Origin of the sequence: Burkholderia sp. Se-20373 (assembly GCF_017104705.1) — a bacterium.
Lineage (GTDB): Bacteria > Pseudomonadota > Gammaproteobacteria > Burkholderiales > Burkholderiaceae > Burkholderia.
In genome coordinates, this window is the sequence record NZ_JAAGPH010000027.1 from 40,904 (window position 1) to 66,081 (window position 25,178).

Sequence of the window (25,178 nt, forward strand, 5' to 3'; positions counted from 1 at the left end):
CGCGGGCACGCATCGCACGGGGCGCCTTCGGGCGCCCTTTTTTCATGCGCGCCCGGCCATGCGTGGCCCGGGCGCGCCGCGCTCATTCGGCGTCGGGCTGCGCGCCGGGCTCGGCGGCCTTGAACGCATCGAGCGTCGACGCATGGTCGACGATCCGCTGGATCGTCGGATAGCGCGTCGTGTCGATCGAGAAGCGGTTCGCGTTGAACACCTGCGGCACGAGGCACACGTCGGCAAGTGTCGGCGTATCGCCGAAGCACAGCTTGCCGGTGCGCGGATCGCTCGCGAGACGCGTCTCGAGCGTCTCGAAGCCGGCCTCGATCCAGTGCCGGTACCACGCGTTCTTCGCGTCCTCGGGCACCTTCAGCGTGTGCTTCAGGTGCTTCAGCACGCGCAGGTTGTTGAGCGGATGGATTTCGCACGCGATCTGCAGCGCGACCGCACGCACATACGCGCGATCGACAGGCAGCTTCGGCAGCAGCGCCGGTTCCGGATGGGTTTCCTCGAGATATTCGATGATCGCGAGCGACTGTTGCAGCGTCGCGTCGCCGTCGGTCAGCGTCGGCACGACCGCATCCGGATTCAGCGCGCGGTATGCGTCCTTCAGTTGCTCGCCGCCGTCGCGCAGCATGTGCACGGGGACATAGTCGAACGGCAGCTGCTTCAGGTTCAGGGCGATCCGCACGCGGTACGACGCGGAACTGCGGAAATAGCTGTAAAGCTTCATGGGATGTCTCTCGTAGTCGTATTCGGCCGGCGACGGTACGGGCGCGGCGCAGCCGGCGCGCACCGCCGGGAATCAGAGTGTAGCGCGCCGCGCCGCGCGGCCTCGCCTGGCGGCAGCCGCACCCGTGCGATACTCGGGGCATTCCTCACCGCTCACAGCGCGGCCCGATGCCGGCCGCCCGCCCCACGCCCCGATGACCGCTTCCCACGATCCCGCCGCCGTTCCGTTCCCGTGCGCCCGCTTCATCAAGGAAATCGGCCGCGGTCCGCACGGCGCACGCGCGCTGTCCGCCGAGGACACGTTCGAGCTCTATCGCGCGATGCTCGACGCGCGCGTGTCGGACATCGAACTCGGCGCGATCCTGATCGCCTATCGGCTGAAAGGCGAATCCGCCGACGAGCTGGCCGCGATGCTCGCCGCCGCGCAGGCGTCGTTCGAGCCGGTGCACGTGCAGGATGCCGCGTTCCGCCCCGTGTCGATCCCGAGCTACAACGGCGCGCGCAAGCAGCCGAACCTCGTGCCGCTGCTCGCGCTGCTGCTCGCGCGCGAAGGCGTGCCGGTGCTCGTGCATGGCGTCGAGCAGGATCCGGGCCGCGTGACGAGCGCCGAGATCTTCTCGGCGTTGTCGCTCGCACCGTCGGCTTCGCACGATGCGATCGAGGACATGCTCGCCGAGCGCCGCGTCGCATTCGCGTCGATCGAGGTGCTGGCGCCGCGCATCGCACGCCTGCTGTCGATGCGCAGCGTGCTCGGCGTGCGCAACTCGACGCACACGCTCGTGAAAATCCTGCAGCCGTTCGCGCCGGCCGGCCTGCGGCTCGTCAACTACACGCACCCGCCGTACCGCGACAGCCTGGCGCAATTGTTCCGCGACCATCCGGATGCCGCGCTCGGCGGCGCGCTGCTGGCACGCGGCACCGAGGGCGAAGCCGTTGCCGACACGCGGCGCCAGGTGCAGGTCGACTGGCTGCACGACGGCGTATGCGACACGCTGATCGAGGCCGAACGCTCGTCGACCGATGCGCCCCCTGTCCCCTTGCCCGAATCGCGCGACGCCGCCACGACGGCCGCGTGGACCGACGCCGTATTGCGCGGCGAAGTGCCGGTGCCCGACACGGTCGCCCGGCAGGTCGCGACGATCGTGCAGATCGCCCGCATCGCACGCTGAAGGCACGCTCGCGAACCGGCCCCGTTTGCGGGGCATTTGACACGCGAGCGCATCCTGGCATAGAGTTGCCCTCATGCGTTCCTTTCCGAACACCCTCCGAATTACCTCCGGCCGCCTAGCGCGGCCGCTATCGCTACGACTAGCCTAAGGCTTTCGTAGCGCCGTGTGCTGTCCGCACGGTCCCTCCCAGCAGTTCCTCGCAGTACCCCTCTCGTAGTTTTTACAACCCGAAGTCGTCAGCATTCGTCCGTCTATCCGTCGGCCGACTCGCGAAGATCATCCGCATCCGCAGCGCGTTCACGTGCCGCGGAGCGAGGCAGCGCCAACCGTCGCCCATGCCGCCCGTCTTCGCTCGCGACTTGAGACCCGAGGTCCAGAAGATGCAGCGCAATCCGCAAGACAAGTACCGTCCGTTCGAGCCCGTCCGCCTCAATGGCCGCAAATGGCCGTCGCGCACCATCGAGCGCGCGCCCGCCTGGATGAGCACCGACCTGCGCGACGGCAACCAGTCGCTGATCGAGCCGATGAGCATCGAGCAGAAGCTCGAGTTCTTCGAGATGCTGGTCGCGATCGGGTTCAAGGAGATCGAAGTCGGTTTTCCGTCGGCGTCGCAAACCGACTTCGATTTCGTCCGCAAGCTGATCGACGACAAGCGGATTCCCGACGACGTGACGATCGAAGTGCTCGTGCAGGCGCGCGAGGACCTGATCGCCCGCACGTTCGACGCGCTCGAAGGCGTGCCGCGCGCGATCGTGCACCTGTACAACGCGGTGTGCCCGTCGTTCCGCCGCATCGTGTTCGGGATGTCGAAGGCCGACGTGAAGGCGCTCGCGATCGACGGCACGCGCATCATCAAGGAACACGCCGCCGCGCGCCCCGACACACAGTGGACCTTCCAGTACTCGCCGGAAACCTTCAGCATGACCGAGCTGACGTTCGCGCGCGAGATCTGCGACGCGGTCGCGCAGACCTGGCGTCCGACCCGCGATCACAAGATGATCGTCAACCTGCCGGCCACCGTCGAAGCCGCGGGCCCGAACGTGTTCGCCGACCAGATCGAGTGGATGGACCGCAACCTCGCGTACCGCGACAGCATCGTGTTGTCCGTGCATCCGCACAACGATCGCGGCACCGCGGTCGCGGCGGCCGAACTCGCGCTGCTCGCGGGCGCCGACCGCATCGAGGGCTGCCTGTTCGGCAATGGCGAACGCACCGGCAACGTCGATCTCGTCACGCTCGCGCTGAATCTCTACACGCAAGGTATCGACCCGGGACTCGATTTCTCCGACATCGACGCCGTGCGCCGCGTCGTCGAACGCTGCAACCAGATTCCCGTGCATCCGCGCCACCCGTACGCGGGCGACCTCGTGTTCACCGCGTTCTCGGGCTCGCACCAGGACGCGATCCGCAAGGGCTTCGCGCAGCAGCGCCCCAACGCGGCCTGGGAAGTGCCGTACCTGCCGATCGACCCGGCCGACCTCGGCCGCAGCTATGACGCGGTGATCCGCGTGAACAGCCAGTCCGGCAAGGGCGGCGCGACGTTCCTGCTCGAACGCGGGATGGGCTTCACGCCGACGCGCCGCGTACAGATCGAATTCAGCCATGCGGTGCAGACGCTCGCCGACGCGTCCGGCGAGGAAGTGACGGGCGACGCGATCTGCGCGCTGTTCGCGCGCGAATTCTTCGACACCGACGGGCCGGCCGCGCGACACGGCAACGGCGCGCGCTGGCAGAACCGCGAGATCGCTGCAGCGCCCGCGGCAGATACCACGCCCGACGAGGCCGTGCGACGTTTGGCCGCGGCATTTGCGGCGGCCGCCGGCGCGGCGATCGACGTCGCGTCGTGCGAACACGCCCGCACGACGGACGGACGAATCGCGGTATCGGTCGGCTGCCGGGTCGGCGATGCGCCGCTGCGGCACGGCGTCGGCCTGCACGCCGATGCGGCGAGCGCCGCGCGCGACGCGATGGTCAGCGCGATCAACCGCTCGGCCTGGCACTGCGCGGATCGCCGCGCGGCGGCCTGAGCGGCAGGTTCCGTTTCAGGGTTCAAACGTCAGCGAGCGGGGCGTGACCGCCCGTGCGCCGCGCGATCCGCGCCGCACGAGGCAGCAAAAAGCGGCCCAGAAGGCCGCTTCGGTCGGGACATGAAAAGGAGCGCCACACGCGCTCATGTCTCGGTCGCGCACCGCGTCGCCTGCCACGCGAACAGGCTCCAGCGGCCCCGTTCGTGGGTGTGGACGGAGGTATAGGCAATCGGAAAGACCAGGCCGCCGTTGTTCGTTTCCATCTCGATCAACGCGCGCCCGGTGACGACGCAGGTTTCATCGCCGACGGGCAGCACGTCTTGCGACTGGATTTCGATCTGGCGATAGCGGCGGCGACCGGCGACGATGGCGTCGATGAACTGCTGCTTGGTTTCGCGTTTGCCGTTGGTATGGACGAAGAACACCTTGTCCGACAAAAGCGTGTCGAGCGCCTCGCCGTCCCCGTCCACCATCGCCCGGAACCGATCGCGCTCGAGCGCGCGGATCGCATCGACCACCTTCGCCATCGCCTGACTCCTCGGCAACGCGCACGCCGTGCGCGGGCGTGCGGATCAGAAGTTGTACTGCAAGTAGAACTGGTGGAAATTTATACCAGGATTCGGCTCTTTGATACCCGCGTTAGACACATGTTCAAAACGGTAGCCGACCTGATACTGTTGCCGTTGGCCGAACTGCACACCCACCCCCGCCGTCGGCGCGAACTGGAACGCGGTCCCCAACGAGAAGTGATCCGAGATCGTCGGGTGCGTCAGCAGCCTCACGCCGCCGCCGGCCTCGATGAACGGGCGGATCTCCCCGGCGCTCTTGATGAAACGGAACATCGGCGTCACGCCGAATTCGCCGATGCTGCCGTGGACGTTGCCGCCCGTGTGCCAGTAGCCGGCATGCCCTTCGACGACGAACGCGAAGTGCCAGCCGCCGATTTCCCACCAGTTCCAGCCCGGATCCCACACCACGCCGAGATCGGCCTTGTCGACCCCATGGCGATCCGAAAAACCGCCGCCCGCCTGAATCCCCCATCGATCCGCGCATGCCGCGCCCGATCCGCCCAGAAGGGACGCCGCCAGCATCGCGTGCAGCGCAAGCCGGCTGCGGGGCCGGCGATTCTTCTTATTGTTCATCTGTCACTCCAACTTTGGGGGTTGAATGGAGCCAGCCGCTTCGGCCGGCTCAAGCGAACTGAATGGTATGGTAAAGGACTTTTCGGATCGGCATCACAAAGCGAAATGGCTTGCTTCCCAAACGGCAAAAATCGAAATCGTCTACCGATTGCCATCAGAAACAACGGCTTACGGAACTTCGCTTCGCCCCCTCTGTCGCAGAATAGACTATCGACTCGACTTGCTCGATAGAAAAAGCGGGAACTCCGATGCCCACGCTTGCTCTAAGGAATTAGCACTCGGTTTCCGGGAGTGCTAAGATGGCTCCCGGAATCTCATCCGAGACCGGGGGTTTGTCCCTGATTCCAAAGGAGTTTTTTAGTGAGCAACGCCCTGACCCTCCCGAACACCCTGAGCCCGACGCCGGCCAAGGCCGCATCGGCAGGCTCGCTGGCGCTCGCAGCCCAATCGATGTTGCCGGGCCAGCTTGGCAACATCGACGCGTATATCCAGGCCGTCAATCGCATTCCGCTGCTGACGCCGGAAGAGGAACGCCAGTACGCGACCGAATTCCGCGAAGGCAACAACCTCGACTCGGCACGCCGCCTCGTGCTGTCGCACCTGCGGCTCGTCGTGTCGATCTCGCGCAACTATCTCGGCTACGGCCTCCCGCACGGCGACCTGATCCAGGAAGGCAACATCGGCCTGATGAAGGCGGTGAAGCGCTTCGACCCGGCGCAAAACGTGCGCCTGGTGTCGTACGCGATCCACTGGATCAAGGCCGAGATTCACGAGTACATCCTGCGCAACTGGCGCACGGTGAAGGTCGCGACGACGAAGGCGCAGCGCAAGCTGTTCTTCAACCTGCGCAGCCACAAGAAAGGCCTGCAGGCGATGACGCCCGAGGAAATCGACGGCCTCGCGAAGGAACTCAACGTCAAGCGCGAAGACGTGACCGAAATGGAAACGCGCCTGTCGGGTGGCGACATCGCGCTCGAAGGGCAGGTCGAGGACGGCGAGGAGTCGTACGCGCCGATCGCCTACCTGGCCGACTCGCACAACGAACCGACCGCCGTGCTGGCCGCGCGTCAGCGCGACACGCTGCAGACGGACGGCATCGCGCAGGCACTCGGCGCACTCGACGCGCGCAGCCGCCGCATCATCGAGGCGCGCTGGCTGCACGTCGACGACGACGGCTCGGGCGGCTCGACGCTGCACGATCTCGCCGCCGAGTTCGGTGTGTCGGCAGAGCGCATCCGCCAGATCGAGGCGAGCGCGATGAAAAAGATGCGCACCGCCCTCGCCGAATACGCGTAAATCGCTGCGATTTAGAGCGCTTCATCAAAAACCGCTGCCCGACCGGCAGCGGTTTTTTTTCGCCCGTCTTTTCCGCCGCTTTTCATTCGCTGCTTCGTTCGTTTTCCGGCGCGTTTCAGTGCGGATTAATTGACCTGATTCGTCAGGTAATAGGCCGTTTGGGGGCCCCTTCCGCATAACCTTGATCTGCCTCAAGTTTCGGCCCGGGTTTCGCGACGGTCTGCCGCAGCGCAGCACTCGGCATCGGATAGCCGTCCTTTTAAAATTGGCATGTCAGGCGCAAAAGGATTAAAACAGCTTCACGGCGTCATAAATCCGACGTAACGTCGCCCCAAATCAGACTTAAATCGATTCAGGATAATCACCTTGATCTCGATCAATAAAGAGCCTGCGCCGCCTCCCGCGCCGCCGGCCGGTACGACCGGCTGGCGCGCACGCATCGCCGCGTGGGCACGCGGCCCGACCCTCGCCCGCGACATCACCCTGGTGCTGATCGTCAAGCTGATCCTCCTGATGTCGCTCAAATACGCATTCTTCAATCATCCGCAGGCCGAGCACATGTCGCTGCCGCCTGCCGCCGTCGCCGAGAAGCTGCTCTCGGTACCGGCGCCTGCATCTACCGAGGGAGACCACCATGATAAGTAGTGAAGTCGTCGATCTGTCACGTCTGCAGTTCGGCATCACGGCGCTCTACCACTTCCTGTTCGTGCCGCTGACGCTCGGCCTGTCCTGGCTGCTCGTCATCATGGAAGCGGTGTACGTGATGACCGGCAAACAGGTCTACAAGGACATGACCCAGTTCTGGGGCAAGCTGTTCGGGATCAACTTCGCGATGGGCGTGACGACCGGCATCACGCTCGAATTCCAGTTCGGCACGAACTGGTCGTACTACTCGCACTATGTCGGCGACATCTTCGGCGTACCGCTCGCGGTAGAAGGCCTGATGGCGTTCTTCCTCGAATCGACGTTCGTCGGCCTGTTCTTCTTCGGCTGGAACCGCCTGTCGAAGGTCAAGCACCTGATGGTCACGTTCCTCGTCGCGCTCGGCTCGAACCTGTCCGCGCTGTGGATCCTCGTCGCGAACGGCTGGATGAACAATCCGGTCGGCGCCGAGTTCAACTACCAGACGATGCGCATGGAGATGACGAGCCTGTTCGACGTGCTGTTCAACCCGGTCGCGCAGGTGAAGTTCGTGCACACGGTGTCGGCCGGCTATGTGTCGGCGGCGATGTTCGTGCTCGGCGTGTCGTCGTGGTACCTGCTGAAGAAGCGCGACGTCGACTTCGCGCTGCGCTCGTTCGCGGTCGCGGCCGGCTTCGGCCTTGCGGCAACGCTCTGCGTGATCGTGCTCGGCGACGAATCGGGCTATACGACCGGCGAAGTGCAGAAGATGAAGCTCGCCGCGATCGAATCCGAATGGGAAACGCAGCCGGCACCCGCATCGTTCACGCTGATCGGCATCCCGAACCAGGAAGAACAGCGCACCGACTATGCGATCAAGATCCCGTACGCGCTCGGGCTGATCGCGACGCGCTCGATCGACGAACCGGTGATCGGCCTGCGCGAGCTCGCGAAGCACAGCGAGGAGCACATCCAGAGCGGGATGGTCGCGTACGGCGCGCTGCAGAAGATCAAGCAGGGCGACACGAGCGACGCGACCCGCGCCCTGTTCGACCAGCACAAGCAGTATCTCGGCTACGGGCTGATGCTCAAGCAGTTCACGCCGAACGTGGTCGACGCGACGCCCGAGCAGATCAAGGCCGCCGCGAAGAAGACGATCCCGCCGGTCGCGCCCGTGTTCTTCTCGTTCCGGATCATGGTGGCCCTCGGCTTCCTGTTCGTCGCGACGTTCATCGCCGCGTTCTGGTTCTGCGCGCGCCGCGAACTGCTGCAGGACAACCGCCGCTGGTTCCTCCGCTATGCGGTGTGGGCAATCCCGCTGCCGTGGATCGCGATCGAATTCGGCTGGATCGTCGCCGAGCTCGGCCGCCAGCCGTGGACGATCGCCGGCGTGCTGCCGACGCACCTGTCCGCGTCGAGCCTGCAGCCGAGCGACCTGTACCTGAGTCTCGCGGGCTTCATCCTGTTCTATACCGCGCTGTTCGTCATCGAGATCAAGCTGATGTTCAAGTACGCGCGCCTCGGCCCGTCGTCGCTGCATACCGGCCGCTATCACCACGAAATCGCGGCCGCCGGCGAGCGCGCCACGGCGTGAGCACGCACCTGAAACGGAACAAGGAATCGCTATGGACTATGCAACTCTCAAGCTGATCTGGTGGCTGCTCGTCGGCGTGCTGCTGATCGGCTTCGCCGTCACCGACGGCTTCGACATGGGCGCGACCGCGCTGCTGCCGTTCCTCGGCAAGACCGACGAGGAGCGCCGCATCATCGTCAACACCGTCGGCGCGACGTGGGAAGGCAACCAGGTGTGGCTGATCACGGCCGGCGGCGCGATGTTCGCGGCCTGGCCGCTCGTCTACGCGGCGTCGTTCTCCGGCTTCTACTTCGCGATGCTGCTCGTGCTGTTCGCGTTGTTCTTCCGGCCGGTGGGCTTCGATTACCGCAGCAAGCGGCCCGACCCGCGCTGGCGCGCGGGCTGGGACTGGGGCCTGTTCGCCGGCGGCTTCGTGCCGGCGCTCGTGTTCGGCGTCGCGTTCGGCAACCTGCTGCAAGGCGTGCCGTTCAAGTTCGACAGCGACCTGCGCGTGACCTACTACGGCGGCTTCTGGGCGCTGCTGAACCCGTTCGCGCTGCTGTGCGGGCTCGTCAGCCTGACGATGCTCGTCGCGCACGGTGCGGCCTTCATCAAGATGAAGACGGACGGCGTGATCGCGCGCCGTGCGTCGGTCGCGCTGCGCGTGGCGTCGTTCCTCGCGGTCGTGCTGTTCGTGCTGGCCGGCGTGCTGGTCGCGTCGACCATCGGCGGCTTCCACATCACGCACGCCGCGCCCACCGATACGGTCGCGAACCCGCTGCTCAAGGACGTCGCCGCCGGCTCGGGCCTGTGGCTCGCGAACTACGGCGAATTCCCGTGGATGATCGCGGCGCCCGTCGTCGCGATCGCGGGTGGCCTGATCGCGCTGCTGCTCGCCGGTTCGAAGCAGGAAAAGACGGCGTTCTTCTGCACGGGCCTGATGATCACCGGCGTGATCCTGACCGCCGGCTTCTCGATGTTCCCGTTCATCATGCCGTCGTCGCTCGACCCGCGCAGCAGCCTGACCGTGTGGGATTCGACATCGAGCCACATGACGCTGCAGGTGATGCTGTTCGCGGTGATCGTGTTCCTGCCGATCGTCCTGCTCTACACGAGCTGGGTGTATCGCGTGATGCGCGGCAAGGTCACGCGCGAGGTGCTCGAAGAGAACAAGCATTCGATGTATTGATGCTTTGAACCGGGCCGGGGCGCGCACGCGCCCTCGCCCACCGTTTCGCAAGGAGTCGGATCATGTGGTATTTCAGCTGGATTCTCGGTATCGGCGTCGCGCTGTCGTTCGGCATCGTCAATGCGATGTGGCTCGAAGCGCGGCAGAAGACGCAGGAAGCACGCGTTCGCCACGACTGACGCGCGCGCGGCCGAACGCGCCGCCGCCGTCCCGAAGGAACCTCGCCTCGCGCGAGGTTTTTTTTCGCCCCGGATCGCCGTGCAGGCCCGTCGCACCGATGCCAATTTAGCGCCAGATTGATACCACTTGAATACCAATAAAAGGTTTCATAAGATCTTTGGACACGGCCGCTGACAGGCCGAATCCATCTCGGTGGGGGAGACATGCGAATCCCGTATGTGGCGCGCGCTGGCGCGCCGTCTCGTCGTCGGCGCGTGGCGGCCGGTTGTGCGTCGTCGGCGAGTGTCGCCGTCATCGGCCGTGCAGGTCGCGCGCGCGCCTTTGCTCATGGGCACGTCGTCACGGCATCAACATCAGCAACAGCCGCTGCCGTGCACCGCCGATGAAGACGCGCACCCGCCCGCGCCGATCCGACCGGCACGCCTGCCCGCCCCCCGTTCCGTAACGCACGCGCCCGCGTGCCGACTGCGCGCGGGGCGGCCGCATCGCCCGCGCACCCTGTTGTCCCCGCAGCTCCGTTGCAAGACCCGCTCGCAGCGACGTCATCCCGTGACGCCGCTATGCCCCCTTTTGTCTCAGGAGTCCGCATGAACCGAACCTTGTCCACCCTGTTTGCCGGCCTGCTGATCGCTGCGCTGCCGCCGGTCGCGCTCGGCGCGCTGCCAGCGTCGAGCGCGGCGGTCGCGACGGCCGGCACCGCCCACCCCCCCGTGCCGCCGGCCGATCTCGCGGCGCGGTTGTCGAACGGGCTCGCGTTGCGCGTCGCCGTCGACAACAATCACGCCGCCGCGGCCGGTATGCCGTGCGCCGATCTCGGCGCCGATGGCGCGGCTTGCGCGACCGGCCGCCTGATCCTGCAGAACCGCGGCCACCAGGCGATCGCCGACGGCGGCTGGAAACTCTACCTGCACAGCATCCGCCGCCTGCTGCGGATCGACCGCCCCGGCTTCGCGCTGCGGAGGCTCACCGGCGACCTGTACGAACTGACGCCGCAACCGGGCTCGGTGCGGCTTGCGCCGGGCGAGCGCATCGAGCTGCCGTTCGTCGCCGAATACTGGCTGCTGCGCTACAGCGACGTGATTCCGCGCCCGTACGTGGTCGTCGACGGCGCGCCGCCCGCCGTGCTGCGCTACGACGACACCGACGACGAACTGCGCTACGTCGAATCGCTGCCGGCCGACGCGCAGAACAACTCGACCGGCAATGCGCCGCCCGTCGCCGCACGGCCCGACGCGAGCCGCGCGCTGCCGAGCGTGAAGCGCGAGCAGCCGCTGCCCGGCACGCTCGACCTGCGCGGCGTCGATCTCGCACTGCCCGATCTGCCGGACGCGCAAGTCGCGGCGCTGCGCGAACGCGCAACGACACTCGGTCTCGACGGCGCACGCGTGCCGGTGCGCGGTGCCGTCGCGCCGCGCCGGCTGCCGGCCGATATCGCGACGCCGGGCGGCTACCGGCTCGCGATCGGGCCGCGTGGCGTACTGATCGAAGGCTACGATCGCGCCGGCGTCTACTACGGCGTGCAAACGCTCTACTCGCTCGCGCCCGCCGGCGGCGGCCCGATCCCGGCGATGCTGGTCGAGGATGCGCCACGCTTCACGCATCGCGGGATGCACGTCGATCTCGCACGCAACTTCAAGCACCCGGCGACGCTGCGCCGGCTGATCGACCAGATGAGCGCGTACAAGCTCAACCGCCTGCACCTGCATCTGTCCGACGACGAGGGCTGGCGCATCGAGATTCCCGGCCTGCCCGAGCTGACCGCGATCGGCTCGCGCCGCTGCCATGACCCGAGCGAGACGCGCTGCCTGCTACCGCAACTCGGCTCCGGCCCGGACAACCGCTCGGGCGGCGGCTACCTGACGCGCGACGACTACGTGTCGCTGGTGCGCTACGCGGCCGCGCATTTCGTCGAGATCATCCCCGAGATCGACATGCCCGCGCATGCGCGGGCGGCCGTCGTGACGATGGAGGCACGCTACCAGCGGCTGCATGCGGCCGGCCGCGAACAGGAGGCGAACGCATACCGGCTGCTTGATCCACAGGACACGTCGAACCTGACGACGGTGCAGTTCTACGACCGGCGCAGCGACCTGAACCCGTGCGTGCCGGGCGCGCTCAATTTCGCATCGAAGGTGATCCGCGAGATCGCGGCGATGCATGCGGACGCGCAGGCGCCGCTGCACACCTGGCACTACGGCGGCGACGAGGCGAAGAACATCTTCCTCGGCGGGGGCTTCCAGCCGCTGAACGGCACCGATCCGAACAAGGGGCGCATCGACCTCGCCGCGCAGGACAAGCCGTGGGCGCGTTCGCCCGCATGCACGGCACTGCTCCAGCGCGGCGAGATCAAGTCGATCGACGAGTTGCCGACACGTTTCGCGCAACAGGTGAGCGCGGCGGTCAACGCGAACGGGATCGACACGATGGCCGCGTGGCAGGACGGCATCAAGCATGCGACCGGGCCGCAGGACTTCAGCACGCGCCACGTGATGGTGTCGCTGTGGGACACGATCTTCTGGGGCGCATCGGACAGCGCGCGCGACCTGAGCAGCAAGGGCTACCTGACGGTGCTCGCGCTGCCCGACTACCTGTACTTCGACTTCCCGTACACGCTCAACCCGCGCGAGCGCGGCTACTACTGGGGCTCGCATGCGACGGACGAGTACAAGGTGTTCTCGCTCGCGCCCGAGAACCTGCCGCAGAACGCCGAAGTGATGGGCGACCGCGACGGCAACACGTTCGAAGTGACAGGCACGGGCCCCGCGCCGCGCATCGAAGGCATGCAGGGGCAGGCGTGGGGCGAGGTGATGCGCAACGACACCTTCCTCGAGTACATGGCCTATCCGCGGCTGCTCGCGCTGGCCGAGCGCGCATGGCACCGGGCCGACTGGGAGCTGCCGTATGCGGCCGGCGTGCGCTTCAAGCGCGGCGACACGCATCACGTCGACACGGCCGCGCTGCAGCGCGACTGGGCCGGCTTCGCGACGCTGCTCACGCAACGCGAACTGCCGAAGCTCGACCGGGCCGGTGTCGGCTACCGGAAACCGACCTTCACGCTGACGAATCCGTGAACGGCTGAGCGGTTGCATGGCTGAGCGACGGCGCGACGCAGGCGAACGCATCGCGCCATCGCCCGCACCAAAGAAAAACGGCTTGCGACGCATCGCAAGCCGTTTTCGTTTTACCGGCCGGCCCGAACCCGCGGCGCGGATCAGCCCGGCGTCATCGCATCAGCATCAGGCCGGTTGCGCGGCCGCCCCGCTGCCCGACGGCGGCAGGCGCGCGCCGAGCTGTTCGGCATAGCGTGCCGCCGCGTTGCCGCAGACGATGTGGAACGTGTCGAGCGACACCCATGCGACGTCGAGCGCACCGAGCCGATCGCGATCGACCGCCGACGGATCGCGCACGACCACCCGCAGGCGCGTGGTCGCGACCGCGTCGAGCGACACGACGTTGGTCGCGCCGCCGAACACCGCGAGCCAGCGCGTCGGCTCCGGATCGAGCGGGCCGGCGGCCGCGCCCGTGACGGGCTGTGCGGCGGCGGCCGTCGCCGTCGATGCCGCGCCTGCCGCGCCGCTGCCGATGGCCGCACGCATCTCGTCGGCAATGATGTCGGCCTCCGGCCCGATGATCACCTGCACGCTGTTGCCGCCGCGCTTGAGCACGCCGCGCGCGCCGATCGACTTCAGTTCCGGCTCCGAGACTTTCTCCGGATCGACGACGGTCAGGCGCAAGCGCGTCGTGCACGCGTCGACGACCGACAGGTTGCCTGCCCCGCCGAGCGCGGCGATGTAGCGTTGCGCACGCGGCGCGGCAGCCGTCGCAGCGGCACCTGCAGCCGGCGCGACGAAGCCGCCCGATGCATACGATTCCGCGGCTGCATCGGCCGATGCCGGCTCACGGCCCGGCGTGGCCATGTTGAACTTGCGGATGAAGAAGCGGAACAGCCCGTAGTACGCGGCGCCGTACGCGATGCCGAGCGGGATCGCGATCCAGCCCTTCGTCGACAGCCCGTAGTTCAGCACGTAGTCGATCGCGCCGGCCGAGAACGTGAAGCCGAGCTTCACGCCGAGGATCTGGCAGATCGCGAGCGACAGCCCCGTCAGCACCGCGTGGATCACGTACAGCACCGGCGCGAGGAACATGAAGCTGAATTCGATCGGCTCGGTCACGCCGGTCAGGAACGACGTGAGCGCCATCGAGAACAGCAGGCCGCCGACCATCGCGCGGCGTTCCTTCGGCGCTTCGTGCAGCATCGCGAGACACGCGGCCGGCAGGCCGAACATCATGATCGGGAAGAAGCCGGCCATGAAAGTGCCCGCGGTCGGGTCGCCCGCGAAGAAGCGGTGCAGGTCGCCGTGCACGATCTCGCCGCCGGCGGGCGGCGTGAAGTTGCCGAACACGAACCATGCGAGCGAGTTGATGATGTGATGCAGGCCCGTGACGAGCAGCAGGCGGTTCAGGAAGCCGAACACGAACGCACCGATCGCGCCCGCCGTCGTCAGCCACTGGCCGGCCGCGTCGATCAGATGCTGGACCGGCTGCCAGACGTACCCGAACGCGATGCCGAGCACCACGCAGACCAGCCCCGTGATGATCGGCACGAACCGTTTGCCGCCGAAGAACGCGAGGTAGTCCGGCAGCTTGATGTCCTTGTAGCGGTTGTACAGCAGGCCCGCGACCACACCCGCGATGATCCCGGACAGCACGCCCATGTTCAGCTTGGGATCGATGTCCTTCATGATCGCGGTTTCGATCAGGTAGCCGATCGCGCCCGCGAGCGCCGCCACGCCGTTGTTGTCCTTCGCGAAGCCGACCGCCACGCCGATCGCGAACAGCAGCGGCAGGTTGTCGAAGATCGCACCGCCGGCGTCGGCGATCATCTTGATGTTGAACACGTCCGGCTGGCCGAGTCGCAGCAGGATGCCGGCAACCGGCAATACCGCGATCGGCAGCATCAGCGCCCGGCCCAGGCCCTGTATTTTCAGAAACGGATTCCCGTTCATTCAGTCCTCCAATCCTTGTCTCGTCATTAATCGTCGTTGACCTAATTGCTTTCGTCTTGAAACCGGTCGCGAACCTGCCGTCGACGCTCAGTCGAGCGGCCAGACCTCGCGGCTTGCTGCCCTTACCGCCTGTGCCGAATCGAGCGCGAGCAGATCCTGCGCGCGCTGACGGCACAACTGGTAATCGAGACGGCGCACACGCGCCTTGATGCCCGGCACCGATACGGGGTCGACCGACAGTTCGGTCACGCCGAGGCCCACCAGGATCGGCACCGCGAGCGGATCGCCGCCGAGTGCGCCGCACACGCCCACCCACTTGCCGTGCTTCGCGGCGCCGCGCACCGCGATGTCGATCAGGCGCAGCACCGCCGGATGCAGGCCGTCGGATTGCGCGGCGAGATCGGCCTGGCAGCGGTCCATCGCGAGCGTGTACTGCGTCAGGTCGTTGGTGCCGATCGACAGGAAATCCGCGTGCTGCGCGAGCTGGTCGGCCAGCAGCGCGGCGGACGGCACCTCGATCATCACGCCGACCTCGATCGGCTCGGTGCGGCCCTGGGCGCGCGCGAATTCGTCGATGCGCTTTTTCAGGCGCACGAGTTCGCCCGCGTCGGTCACCATCGGCAGCAGGATGCGCACCGCACCGAACGGCTTCACCGCGAGCAGGCCCTGCAACTGATCGTCGAGCAGATCGGGGCGCACCTGCGCGAGACGGATGCCGCGCAGGCCGAGCGCCGGGTTCGGTTCGGGCGGCAGCGTCAGGTAGTCGACCTCCTTGTCGGCGCCGACGTCGAGCGTGCGGATGATCGCCGTGCGGCCCTGCAGCGCGTCGACGATCGACTGGTAGCTCTGCTGGTGCTCGACGACCGTCGGCGCGGCCTGGCGATGGATGAACATCAGCTCGGTACGCAGCAGGCCGACCGCGTCGGCGCCGTTGTCGACCGCGGTGTTCGCGTCGTCGAGCGTCGCGATGTTCGCGGCGACCTCGATCGCGCGGCCATCGACCGTCGCGGCCGCTTCACCGGCCAATTGCCGGTTCGCCTCGCGCACGCCGTCCAGGCGCTGGCGCTCGTGCCGCGCACGTTCGACGTCGAGCGCGGTCGGCGCGTGTTCGAGCCGGCCCGCGCTCGCATCGACGACGACCTGCGTGCCGTCCGGAATCGCGTACAGCGCATCGCCGACCGCAACCAGCGCCGGGATGCCGAGCTGCCGCGCGATGATCGCCGCGTGCGACGTCGCGCCGCCGCGCGCCATCACGAGCGCGGTCACGCGCTGGCGATCGAGCGACGACAGGTCGGACGGCGTGAATTCCTCGGCCGCGAGCACCGCTTCGTCGGGCAGCGCACGTGCAGCACCGTTCGTATGACCGAGCGCGCGCAGCACGCGCTTCTCGATGTCGCGCAGGTCGGCCGCGCGTTCGGCGAGCAGCGCATCGTCGAGCTTCGACAGCGTGTCGATCTGCGTGCGGATCGTCGCGCGCCACGCGAAGCCCGCGCTCTTGCCGAGGCTGATCAGGTCGCGCGCCGCGTCGATCAGCGTCGGGTCTTCCAGCAGCACGCGGTGCACCGCGAAGATGCCCGCTTCGCCGACCGCGCCGCGCGCCGATGCGTTGCGCACCGTTTCGTCGAGTTCGGCGTCGACGGCCTTCAGCGCCTGGTCGAGCTGGCGGCTTTCCGTGGCCGGCGTGCCGGCGGCCTGCTCGGGCGGCACGATTTCCGCATCGTCGAGACGCACCAGCGTGCCGACCGCGATGCCGGGCGCCGCGCACACGCCTGCGAGCGTGTTCGGGTCGATGGGTGCACCGACGTTGCGTGCGACCGTCTGCGGCGCGGGCGACCTCAGCCGCGCCGGTTTTTCCTCGACTTCGCCGTGCGCTTCGCGCAGCAGCTCGTGCTCGACCGCATCGACGGCCTGCTGCGCATGCGCGCCACGGCCGACCAGTTCGACCGTCGCGCCTTCGCCGGCGCCGAGGCCGAGCAGGCCGACGACGCTCGCGATCGACGCCTTGCGGCCGTCGAACAGCACGTCGACGGTCGCGTCGAACCCGCGCACGGATTCACGCGCCCGCGCGGCCGGCCGCGCATGCAGGCCGCCCGGCTGCGCCAGCACGATTTCACGGCGCACTTCGTTCTGCGCCGCGGCGCCGGCTTGCGCCGCCTGCACGGCCGCTTCGCCCTTGCCGCGCAGCACGAGCAGCGGCGTCTTGCCGGCGGTCGCAAAGCCGCTGGCACGATCGACGACCTCGAACGCATCCGAGTTGGCGATAGCGATCACCGACACGAGCGAATGCGCGCTGCGCGCCACCGCGTCCTGGTCGAACTCGATCAGCAGCGTGCCGGCCTCGACACGCGCGCCCGCCTCGACGTGCGCGATGAAACCCTGCCCGTTCAGCTCGACCGTGTCGATGCCGATGTGCAGCAGCACTTCCGCGCCTTGCGGCGTCGTGATCGTCACCGCGTGGCCCGTGCGCGCGAGATGCGACACGACGCCCGCGCACGGCGCGACGAGCTGGCCCGCGAGCGGGTCGATGCCGATGCCGTCGCCGAACATCCCGCCGGAGAACACCGGATCGGGCACGTCGGCCAGCGCGACGATCGGCCCCGTCAGGGGGCTAAGCAGGGCGATCTGATCGTGGGTGGGGCTCTTCAACTGGGACTCCTCGGCGCGTCTCATCGGCGGTCTCGGCTATCAGTGCGTTTCGGTGACTTTGTTCAGGTGGCGCGGCGTGTCGGGATTGCGGCCGCGCGCAACGGCGAGATCCGCCGCCATCACGTAGAACGAAAGAATGGCGGCGATCGGGTCGAGCGCCGAATGGGCGGACTGCGCGAGCGGCAGCGTCGCGCCGGGTATGCCGGCGGGCGCCGCGAGCAGCACGGCGGCGCCGCGGGCGCGCATGTCAGCGGCAAGCTGCAGCAAGCCGGCCTGCTCGGGCCCCGGCGGAGCGAACACGAGCAGCGGATAGTCGCGATCGATCAGCTCCATCGGGCCGTGACGGACTTCGGCGCTCGAGAATGCCTCGGCCTGGATGCCGGACGTTTCCTTCAGCTTCAGCGCGGCTTCCTGCGCGATCGCGAGGCCCAGGCCGCGGCCGATCACGATCATCCGCTCGACACCCGCCAGCGCGGCCACCGCCTGCGACCAGTCGAGCTGGCCGGCCTGTGCGAGCACGTCGGGCAGGCCGCGCAGTGCGGCCATCAGCGCGGCGTCGCGCTGCCAGTGCGCGACGATCTGCGCGGACAGCGACAGCATCGCGATATAGCTCTTCGTCGCGGCCACCGACAGTTCGGGGCCGGCGAGCAGCGGCAACTGGTGCTCGCACGCGTCGGCGAGCGGCGACGGCAACACGTTCACGGCGGCGACGGTGCGCGCGCCGGCTTCGCGCAGCGCGGCCATCGTATTGACGAGATCGGGGCTCTTGCCCGACTGGGAGAAGGCGATCGCGAGCTGGTCCTGCACCTTCAGCGGCGCCTGCTGCAGCGTCGCGACCGACATCGGCAGCGACGCGACCGGCACGCCGAGGCGGCTCATCGTCAGGCTCGCGAAATAGCTCGCGGCGTGATCCGAGCTGCCGCGCGCGACCGTCAGCGCGACGGCCGGCGGGTGATCGAGCAATTGGCCGGCGAGCGCTTCGACGCGCGTCGTGTCGGCGATCTGCGCGGCGACGACCTGGGCGGACTCGCGCGCTTCCTTAAGCATATTCGACAATCGATTCTCCTTCGACGTAGGTCGCGGTGAGGTTCAGGTCGCGGTCGAACACCACGAGGTCGGCCCATGCGCCGCGCTCGAGGCGACCGCGATCGGCGACGCCGAGGTAGTCGGCCGCGTAGCGCGACATCCGGTTCGACACGTCGGCGATCGGCAGGCCGAGCGACACGAGGTTGCGCAGCGCCTGGTCCATCGTCAGCGTGCTGCCGGCGAGCGTGCCGTCGGCGAGGCGCACGCCGCCGAGGCACTTCGTCACGTGCTGACTGCCGAGCCGGTATTCGCCGTCGGGCATGCCCGTGGCCGACGTGCTGTCGGTCACGACGTACAGGCGCGGGATCGCGCGCAGCGCCGCACGAATCGCGCCCGGGTGGACGTGCAGCAGATCGGGGATGATTTCCGCGTATTCGGCGTGGGCAAGCGCGGCCCCCACCAGGCCCGGGTTGCGGTGATGCAGCGGCGACATCGCGTTGAACAGGTGCGTGAAGCCGCATGCGCCGTGCTTGAGCGCGGCCACCGCGTCGTCGTAGGTCGCGAGCGAATGGCCGAGCTGAACGCGCACGCCGCGCGCGGCCATCTCGCCGATGATCTCGATGTGGCCGGCGATTTCCGGCGCGAGCGTGACGACGCGGATCGGTGCGATCGACAGGTACTTCAGCACTTCGTCGAGCACGGCCGACACGGCCGCGTCGGGCTGCGCGCCGAGCTTGCCGGGGTTGATGTACGGGCCTTCGAGGTGCACGCCGAGCACGCGCGCGCCGCCCGGCGTGCGGGTGCGCGCGACGGTGCCGAGGTTCGCGACGACCTGCATCAGTTCGTCGCGCGGCGCGGTCATCGTCGTCGCGAGCAGGCTCGTCGTGCCGAATTGCGCGTGCGTGCGGGCGATCGTCTCGATCGCGTCGCCGCCTTCCATCACGTCGGCGCCGCCGCCGCCATGCACGTGCAGGTCGATGAAGCCGGGCAGGATGTAAGGCGCGTCGTTCTTCGCGGGATCGACGGGCTTGCCGTCGAGGGTCGTGATGCGGCCGTTCTCGCTATCGAGCGAACCGTGAATCCAGCCGTCGGGGGTAAGGATGTTTCCAGTCAGCATGACGTTCTCTTGATGATCTGGTGACGCGGGCATCCGCGTCGTGATTTGCAAATCCGTGTCGTTGCTTCACGCGTGTCGCGCGCAGGCAGTCTCGCGCGTCAGCGTTTCAGTTCGGCGACGAAGTCGTAGTAGTCGTCGCGGCAATACGTTTCACTCACTTCGATCGCGCGCTGGTCGGCGCCGTAGCCGATTCGCGTGATCACCAGCAGGGCCGATCCCGGCTTCACCGCCATCCATTTCGCGATCGCGTGCGTCGCGTTCGCCGCGCGAAAGTGCTGCAGCGCGCGCACGACGGTCATGCCGCGCGCTTCGAGGTATTCGTACAGCGACGCGCCGAGCACCTGCGGATCGGGCACCACCGCGGCCGGCAGCGTCGAGTGCTCGACTGCCATCACGATGCCGTCCGCGCGGCGCAGTCGTTCGAGCCGCGCCACCGTCGCGCCGGGCGCGAGGCCGAGACGCGTGATCTCGTCGCGGTTTGCGGCGCGCAGCGTGCGCGACAGCCACACCGAATCGGGCACGAAGCCGCGCTGCTGCATCTTCGCGGTGAAGCCGACGAGACGCGACAGCGGATCGGCGACGCGCGGCGTGATGAAGCTGCCCGCCCCGCGGGCCCGCTTGATCAGCCCCTGCTCGACCAGCAGCGCGAGGGCGCGACGGGCCGTGATCCGCGACACGCCGACCGACACCGACAGCAGCCGTTCCGACGGCAGCGCCTCGCCGGCCCGCCACGCGCCGGCGTGGATCGCGCTCGCCAGGTTGTGGGCGAGCTGCAGATAGAGCGGCGTATCGCTGAGGGGATCGGGCGCCAGTTCGGACCAGCCGGTTTCCATGTGCCTCCGGGTGTCGGACGACGACCTCAGGCCGTCGAAAGTGAGGGCATTATATAACCACAATAATACCAGTCAACGAACTGGTATTAGTGGTGCCAAAATCGCCGGAAGCCTTGCCCGGCAAGCGTTTTAGTTCCCACAAACCCTTTGTTTACAATGAAATACGGGGTAGGGATTTACCCGGATTGGTATCCAAGGGGACAGTTCCAGTACGCGGTTCGGTCAGGTTTTGGGTGCGAATATGAGACCTGGATAGAACCAGTTTGGCCAACTGGTATGCACTGGTGGCGAGGCCCCGCGCGTTCGGCGGCGCGCGCCGGTTGCGTCAGTGGAATCAGTGGAATTCGCGGCTCGACGTGCGCAGGCCGCCGAGCAGCGGCGTCAGATCCTCGAAGTGCTGCACGACGAGATGCCTCACGTCGCTCGCGACCTGCCACACGCCGGACGCGGCAAGCAGCCGCGAATCGAGGGTTTCGCGGCGCTGCCGCGCGAGCAGCTCGGGCCGGACGATCAGGTTCACGCAGCCCGTTTCGTCCTCGAGCGTCATGAACATCACGCCTTTCGCGGTGCCCGGCATCTGCCGCGCGGTCACGAGCCCGCATGCACGCGCGAGCCGGCCGTCGGGGCGGTCGTGCAATTCGGCCGCGGACGACAGCCGCCGCGCGCGCAGTTCGGGCCGTAGCAGCGCGACGGGGTGGCGGTTCAGCGTGAGGCCGGTGGTGTGATAGTCGGCGAGGATGTCGTCGGCTTCCGACGGCGCGCCAAGCGCGGGCTTCTCCACTTCGTCGATCGGCGCGGTCGCGAGCAGGTCGCGTTCGGGGGCCGCTGCAACCGCTTGCCATAGCGCATCGCGGCGATGACCGGCGAGCGTCGCAAGCGCGTTCGCGGCGGCGAGCGCTTCGAGATCGCGGCGTTCGAGCTGCGCGCGCCGCGCGAGGGTGTCGACGTTGTCGAACCGGCCGGCCGCCGTGCGCGCGGCTTCGATGCGGCGTGCGGCGGCTTCGCCGAGCCCCCGCACGAGCGACAGGCCGAGCCGCACGGCGGGCTGGCCATCGGGAGGTGGCTGGTCGGGCAGTACTTCGAGCGATGCTTCCCAGTTGCTCTGTGTCACGTCGATCGGCAGCACCCGCACGCCGTGCCGCTTCGCGTCCTGCACGAGCTGCGACGGCGGGTAGAAACCCATCGGCTGGCTGTTCAACAGCGCGGCGAGGAAGATCGCCGGTTCGTGGCATTTGAGCCAACTGCTGGCGTACGCGAGTTTCGCGAAGCTGGCTGCGTGGCTTTCGGGGAAACCGTATTCACCAAAGCCTTTGATCTGTTCGAAGATCTGTTCGGCGAATTCACGTGTGTAGCCTCGTTCGAGCATGCCGTGGACGATCTTGTCGTGGTACTTCTCGAGATTGCCCTTGCGCTTCCATGCAGCCATTGCACGGCGCAGATCGTCCGCTTCGCCGGGTGTGAAACCGGCCGCGACGATCGCAATCTGCATCACCTGTTCCTGGAAGATCGGTACGCCAAGCGTACGCTTGAGCACTTCCTTGAGCGCGTCGCTCGGGTAAGTCACCTCGCCCTCCTCTTCGCCCGCCATGATCCTGCGCCGCTTCAGATACGGATGCACCGCGCCGCCCTGAATCGGGCCGGGCCGCACGATGGACACCTGAATCACGAGGTCGTAGTAATTGATCGGTCGAAGGCGCGGCAGCATCGACATCTGCGCGCGCGATTCGATCTGGAACACGCCGACCGTGTCGGCGCGACAGATCATGTCGTAGGTCTTTTTGTCATCCTGAGGAATATGCTCTAGTGTGAATGGCTTCCCATCAGGCAGCGGTGGCCCGCGCCACGCAGTGCGCATGTCGAATGCTCGATGCAGGGCGGACAGCATGCCGAGCGCGAGCACGTCGACCTTCATCAGCCTGAGCGATTCGAGATCATCCTTATCCCACTGGATCACGCGTCGCCCATCCATCGCGGCGTTCTCGACCGGTACGAGCCGCGTAAGCTTGCCACGACTGATCACGAAACCGCCTGAGTGCTGTGACAGGTGACGCGGAAAATTGAGCAGGCGTGCGGCGAGTTTGGCCCATGCCTGAATGATTGGGGCTCCGGGATCAAGGTCGATAGACGCGAATTGCTGCAGTAGATCGCGACTACCGTCAAACCAGCGATGCCCCTTCGCGACTCGGTCGATCAACATCGGATCGACGCCGAGCGCCTTGCCGGTTTCGCGCAATACGCCACGCGGACGGTAAGTCGATACGGCAGCCGCGAGTGCGGCACGATTCTTTCCGTATTTTTTGTAGATGTGTTGAATCACCTCTTCCCGACGCTGATGCTCGAAATCGACGTCGATATCGGGCGGCTCTCCCCGTTTCTCGCTGATGAAACGCTCGAACAGCATCGTGCTCTGATCGGGACTTACTTCGGTAATGCCAAGGCAATAGCAAACAACCGAATTAGCCGCCGAACCTCGCCCTTGACACAGGATGTTCTGACTACGTGCGTACTTGACGATGTCATAGACAGTCAGGAAGAACGGCTCATAGCTGAGCTTTGCGATCAACGTCAATTCATAGTCGATTCGTTCCCAGACATGCTCTGGCACATCTCCGGAATAGCGACGACGCGCGCCTGCCCTGGTTTCCTGTGCCAGATAACTCGTTGGCGTATGACCTTCGGGCACGATCTCGTCGGGATACTCATAGCGCAGCGTGTCGAGTTCGAAGTGACACGCATCGAGAATCGCGCACGTCTGCGCAATCTCCTCCGGCGAGAACAGATTCCCGATCCGGTTCCGCCCGCGCAAATGCTGTTCCGCATTCGGCGCAAGCGCATACCCGCACTCGGAAACCGGCATGCCGACGCGAATCGCCGTCATCACGTCCTGCAGTTCCTTGCACGAGCGCCGGTGCATCGTCACGTCGCCCAGCGCGACGACACGCACGCCACGCCGCTCGCCGGCCGCACGAATCTCCTCGCGCTGCGCACCGTCCAGCGCGCGCTGCAGTTGCACGAGCCCGAGCCGCGCCCGCTCGCCGAACGTCGCGCGAAACCACGCGACCTGCGCATCGAGCACATCGGCACGTACCGGATACGTCGGCACGAGGATCGCGAAGCAATCAGGCATGCCGCGCAAATGCGCAAACTCCGCAGGCGGCGCCGACAGCATCCGCGACGTCAGCTTGTAAGTGCCCTTCGGCGACGCCATCCTCCGCCACGAAATCAGCTCGGACAGGTTGCCGTAGCCCTCGCGGTTCTGCGCCAGCAACACGAGCCCGAACGCGCCGGGGCCCGGATCGTGGCCGGGTGCGACTTCATCCGGCGTGACGTCGAAATACGACCCGATGACGAGCGGCAACCCCTTCGCCTTCGCCGCGACGTGCATGCGCGGCGCGCCTGCAAGCGAGCATTCGTCGGTGATCGCGATCCCGCGATAGCCGAGCTCGACCGCGCGCTCGACCAGTTCCTCCGCATGCGACGCGCCATGCAGGAACGAAAAGTTCGAACGGCAGAACAACTCCGCGTAATCGGGCAGCCAGCTGAATTCCGCAACCATCACCGCTCACCCGAACAGGCCGTGCAGGAACCAGCGCGGCTCGGCCTCGCTCCCCGCCCGCTCCTTGAACACCCAGTAGCACGCACCGGCCTCGTCCTGCGCGACGCAGTAATCGCGCGCAGCGAGCTGACCGTCGAACCACCCGGCCTCGATCCGCTCCACCGACGACATCATCCTCAGCGGCGTATGAAATACCGGCCGCTCCCCGCGCATCAACAGCGGCAGCGGCTCCGCCAGCAACCACGCTGGCCTCGGCGGCACGGCGGGCGGCCCGGCAGCCGGCTTGCCGGCCTGCGTATCGAGCGGCAGCCAGCGGTTCGCGGCCTCGGGCCGGTGATCGGCGACGGGCGCTGCGCGCAGCACGTTGTCCGCGCCGAGCCTTGCGACCAGCAGCTCGAACAGCCGCGCGCGCGTCTCCTTCGTGCCGCCCGGCTCGGGGAAAAGATCGTCGGCCGGCGGCGCGACCGATTCGACGCGCGTGGCCTTCAGACGCACGGCGATCACCGCGGCCGGCAACTCGACGCGCGCGAGCCGCTCGCCGAGCAGCCGCATGAAATGCGTTTCATCGCGCACGGGCGACGCGAATGCGAGTTCGAGCGGCGTCGGCGGCACGGCCTGGCGGCCGCGCTCGTGCTCGAGATCGAACGTCATCGCGGCCAGCGACAGGTGCCGCGCGGCCAGCCAGCCGCACAGCTGCACGACGAGCCGCCGCGCCACGAACAACACGGCTTCCGCGTATTCGACCCGCTCCTGCAATTCGAGCCGCACGTCGAACACGGGCGGCACCGCCATCCACGCAAGCGGCTCGACCGCGTCGCCATACGCACGATCGAGCGCGGCCAGCAGCGCGGGGCCGCAACGGCGCTGCAGCCCCGCGCGCGGCAGGCCGCGCAGATCGGCGAGCGTGCGGCAACCGAGGCCATCGAACCAGCCTGCATACGGACGCGCATCGGGCAGCAGCACACAGGGCAGCCTGTCGAGCACACGGACAAGCGAGGCCGGGCTCGCGACGCGGCGCCGGATCCGCGCACGGGCCGACACACGCGCGAGCAGCCACGCGCCGCCCCCGGT

General features: G+C 67.4%; 18 protein-coding genes. 8 read left to right on the forward strand and 10 right to left on the reverse strand.

The annotated features are described in order from the left end of the window. Positions 1-82: 82 nt before the first annotated feature. Positions 83-727 carry a maleylacetoacetate isomerase gene (gene maiA, locus G3N96_RS12230; RefSeq protein WP_206137368.1) on the reverse strand — a complete coding sequence of 215 codons (645 nt, stop codon included), beginning with the start codon at positions 725-727 and terminating at the stop codon, positions 83-85. A 193-nt stretch (positions 728-920) separates the two neighbouring features. Between maiA and ybiB the strand changes: the two genes are divergently transcribed. Together ybiB and leuA are read left to right on the forward strand one after the other, a co-directional pair. Further along, positions 921-1,895 (forward strand): DNA-binding protein YbiB, encoded by a 975-nt coding sequence (ybiB, locus tag G3N96_RS12235; protein ID WP_089495672.1) that lies wholly within the window; start codon positions 921-923, stop codon positions 1,893-1,895. A gap of 380 nt (positions 1,896-2,275) precedes the next feature. Continuing rightward, on the forward strand, positions 2,276-3,922 hold the full coding sequence (gene leuA / locus G3N96_RS12240) for a 2-isopropylmalate synthase (protein ID WP_206137379.1): 1,647 nt from the start codon (positions 2,276-2,278) through the stop codon (positions 3,920-3,922). Between the two features lie 143 nt (positions 3,923-4,065). Here leuA and G3N96_RS12245 read toward each other — a convergent pair whose 3' ends face one another. Together G3N96_RS12245 and pagL are read right to left on the reverse strand one after the other, a co-directional pair. Continuing rightward, positions 4,066-4,449, reverse strand: a complete 384-nt coding sequence (locus tag G3N96_RS12245) for a nuclear transport factor 2 family protein (protein ID WP_206137369.1) — start codon at positions 4,447-4,449, stop codon at positions 4,066-4,068. Positions 4,450-4,494: 45 nt separating this feature from the next. Beyond that, entirely contained in the window at positions 4,495-5,064 is a 570-nt protein-coding gene (pagL, locus tag G3N96_RS12250; RefSeq protein ID WP_124582819.1) for a lipid A 3-O-deacylase PagL, read from the reverse strand. Between the two features lie 360 nt (positions 5,065-5,424). Here pagL and rpoH point away from each other — a divergent pair, with 360 nt between their 5' ends. The 6 genes from rpoH (at position 5,425) to G3N96_RS12280 (ending at position 12,994) form a co-directional block, all read left to right on the forward strand. Beyond that, a complete protein-coding gene (rpoH, locus tag G3N96_RS12255; RefSeq protein WP_089426365.1) occupies positions 5,425-6,360 on the forward strand; it encodes an RNA polymerase sigma factor RpoH in 936 nt (311 codons plus the stop codon). Between the two features lie 360 nt (positions 6,361-6,720). After that, entirely contained in the window at positions 6,721-7,005 is a 285-nt protein-coding gene (cydP, locus tag G3N96_RS12260) for a cytochrome oxidase putative small subunit CydP (protein WP_185634251.1), read from the forward strand. Further along, positions 6,995-8,575 (forward strand): cytochrome ubiquinol oxidase subunit I, encoded by a 1,581-nt coding sequence (locus tag G3N96_RS12265; protein WP_206137370.1) that lies wholly within the window; start codon positions 6,995-6,997, stop codon positions 8,573-8,575. The genes cydP and G3N96_RS12265 overlap by 11 nt, the downstream gene beginning before the upstream one ends. Positions 8,576-8,606: 31 nt before the next feature. Beyond that, positions 8,607-9,743, forward strand: coding sequence for a cytochrome d ubiquinol oxidase subunit II (cydB, locus tag G3N96_RS12270; protein ID WP_206137371.1), 1,137 nt, complete (start codon positions 8,607-8,609; stop codon positions 9,741-9,743). A 62-nt stretch (positions 9,744-9,805) separates the two neighbouring features. Then, the gene (gene cydX, locus G3N96_RS12275; protein ID WP_011353251.1) at positions 9,806-9,922 is read left to right on the forward strand and encodes a cytochrome bd-I oxidase subunit CydX; all 117 of its coding nucleotides are present in this window, start codon (positions 9,806-9,808) and stop codon (positions 9,920-9,922) included. A gap of 588 nt (positions 9,923-10,510) precedes the next feature. Further along, positions 10,511-12,994: a family 20 glycosylhydrolase gene (locus G3N96_RS12280; protein WP_206137372.1), complete on the forward strand. Its 2,484-nt coding sequence runs from the start codon at positions 10,511-10,513 to the stop codon at positions 12,992-12,994. Positions 12,995-13,159: 165 nt separating this feature from the next. Here G3N96_RS12280 and nagE read toward each other — a convergent pair whose 3' ends face one another. The 7 genes from nagE to G3N96_RS12315 form a co-directional block, all read right to left on the reverse strand. Next, entirely contained in the window at positions 13,160-14,929 is a 1,770-nt protein-coding gene (gene nagE / locus G3N96_RS12285) for an N-acetylglucosamine-specific PTS transporter subunit IIBC (protein ID WP_206137373.1), read from the reverse strand. A gap of 87 nt (positions 14,930-15,016) precedes the next feature. Next, positions 15,017-17,599 carry a phosphoenolpyruvate--protein phosphotransferase gene (gene ptsP, locus G3N96_RS12290; RefSeq protein WP_206137374.1) on the reverse strand — a complete coding sequence of 861 codons (2,583 nt, stop codon included), beginning with the start codon at positions 17,597-17,599 and terminating at the stop codon, positions 15,017-15,019. Positions 17,600-17,614: 15 nt separating this feature from the next. Continuing rightward, complete coding sequence (locus G3N96_RS12295; protein ID WP_185634252.1) at positions 17,615-18,622, reverse strand: SIS domain-containing protein; 1,008 nt, start codon at positions 18,620-18,622, stop codon at positions 17,615-17,617. Next, positions 18,615-19,718, reverse strand: a complete 1,104-nt coding sequence (gene nagA / locus G3N96_RS12300; protein WP_206137375.1) for an N-acetylglucosamine-6-phosphate deacetylase — start codon at positions 19,716-19,718, stop codon at positions 18,615-18,617. Before nagA ends, G3N96_RS12295 begins: the two co-directional genes overlap by 8 nt. A gap of 98 nt (positions 19,719-19,816) precedes the next feature. Further along, complete coding sequence (locus G3N96_RS12305) at positions 19,817-20,551, reverse strand: GntR family transcriptional regulator (RefSeq protein WP_206137376.1); 735 nt, start codon at positions 20,549-20,551, stop codon at positions 19,817-19,819. Between the two features lie 334 nt (positions 20,552-20,885). Continuing rightward, positions 20,886-24,107 (reverse strand): error-prone DNA polymerase, encoded by a 3,222-nt coding sequence (locus G3N96_RS12310; protein ID WP_206137377.1) that lies wholly within the window; start codon positions 24,105-24,107, stop codon positions 20,886-20,888. A gap of 6 nt (positions 24,108-24,113) precedes the next feature. Next, the coding region (locus G3N96_RS12315) for a DNA polymerase Y family protein (protein WP_206137378.1) at positions 24,114-25,178 on the reverse strand (1,065 nt) is incomplete at its 5' end.

Excerpts from the sequence above, each read along its gene's own strand:
- nagA (WP_206137375.1), bottom strand. The coding sequence starts at position 19,718 with ATGCTGACTGGAAACATCCTTACCCCCGACGGCTGGATTCACGGTTCG.
- nagE (WP_206137373.1), bottom strand. The coding sequence starts at position 14,929 with ATGAACGGGAATCCGTTTCTGAAAATACAGGGCCTGGGCCGGGCGCTG.
- G3N96_RS12295 (WP_185634252.1), bottom strand. The coding sequence starts at position 18,622 with ATGCTTAAGGAAGCGCGCGAGTCCGCCCAGGTCGTCGCCGCGCAGATC.
- ptsP (WP_206137374.1), bottom strand. The coding sequence starts at position 17,599 with ATGAGACGCGCCGAGGAGTCCCAGTTGAAGAGCCCCACCCACGATCAG.
- pagL (WP_124582819.1), bottom strand. The coding sequence starts at position 5,064 with ATGAACAATAAGAAGAATCGCCGGCCCCGCAGCCGGCTTGCGCTGCAC.
- G3N96_RS12310 (WP_206137377.1), bottom strand. The coding sequence starts at position 24,107 with ATGGTTGCGGAATTCAGCTGGCTGCCCGATTACGCGGAGTTGTTCTGC.
- G3N96_RS12265 (WP_206137370.1), top strand. The coding sequence starts at position 6,995 with ATGATAAGTAGTGAAGTCGTCGATCTGTCACGTCTGCAGTTCGGCATC.
- cydB (WP_206137371.1), top strand. The coding sequence starts at position 8,607 with ATGGACTATGCAACTCTCAAGCTGATCTGGTGGCTGCTCGTCGGCGTG.
- G3N96_RS12280 (WP_206137372.1), top strand. The coding sequence starts at position 10,511 with ATGAACCGAACCTTGTCCACCCTGTTTGCCGGCCTGCTGATCGCTGCG.
- leuA (WP_206137379.1), top strand. The coding sequence starts at position 2,276 with ATGCAGCGCAATCCGCAAGACAAGTACCGTCCGTTCGAGCCCGTCCGC.
- ybiB (WP_089495672.1), top strand. The coding sequence starts at position 921 with ATGACCGCTTCCCACGATCCCGCCGCCGTTCCGTTCCCGTGCGCCCGC.
- maiA (WP_206137368.1), bottom strand. The coding sequence starts at position 727 with ATGAAGCTTTACAGCTATTTCCGCAGTTCCGCGTCGTACCGCGTGCGG.
- G3N96_RS12245 (WP_206137369.1), bottom strand. The coding sequence starts at position 4,449 with ATGGCGAAGGTGGTCGATGCGATCCGCGCGCTCGAGCGCGATCGGTTC.
- G3N96_RS12305 (WP_206137376.1), bottom strand. The coding sequence starts at position 20,551 with ATGGAAACCGGCTGGTCCGAACTGGCGCCCGATCCCCTCAGCGATACG.
- cydX (WP_011353251.1), top strand. The coding sequence starts at position 9,806 with ATGTGGTATTTCAGCTGGATTCTCGGTATCGGCGTCGCGCTGTCGTTC.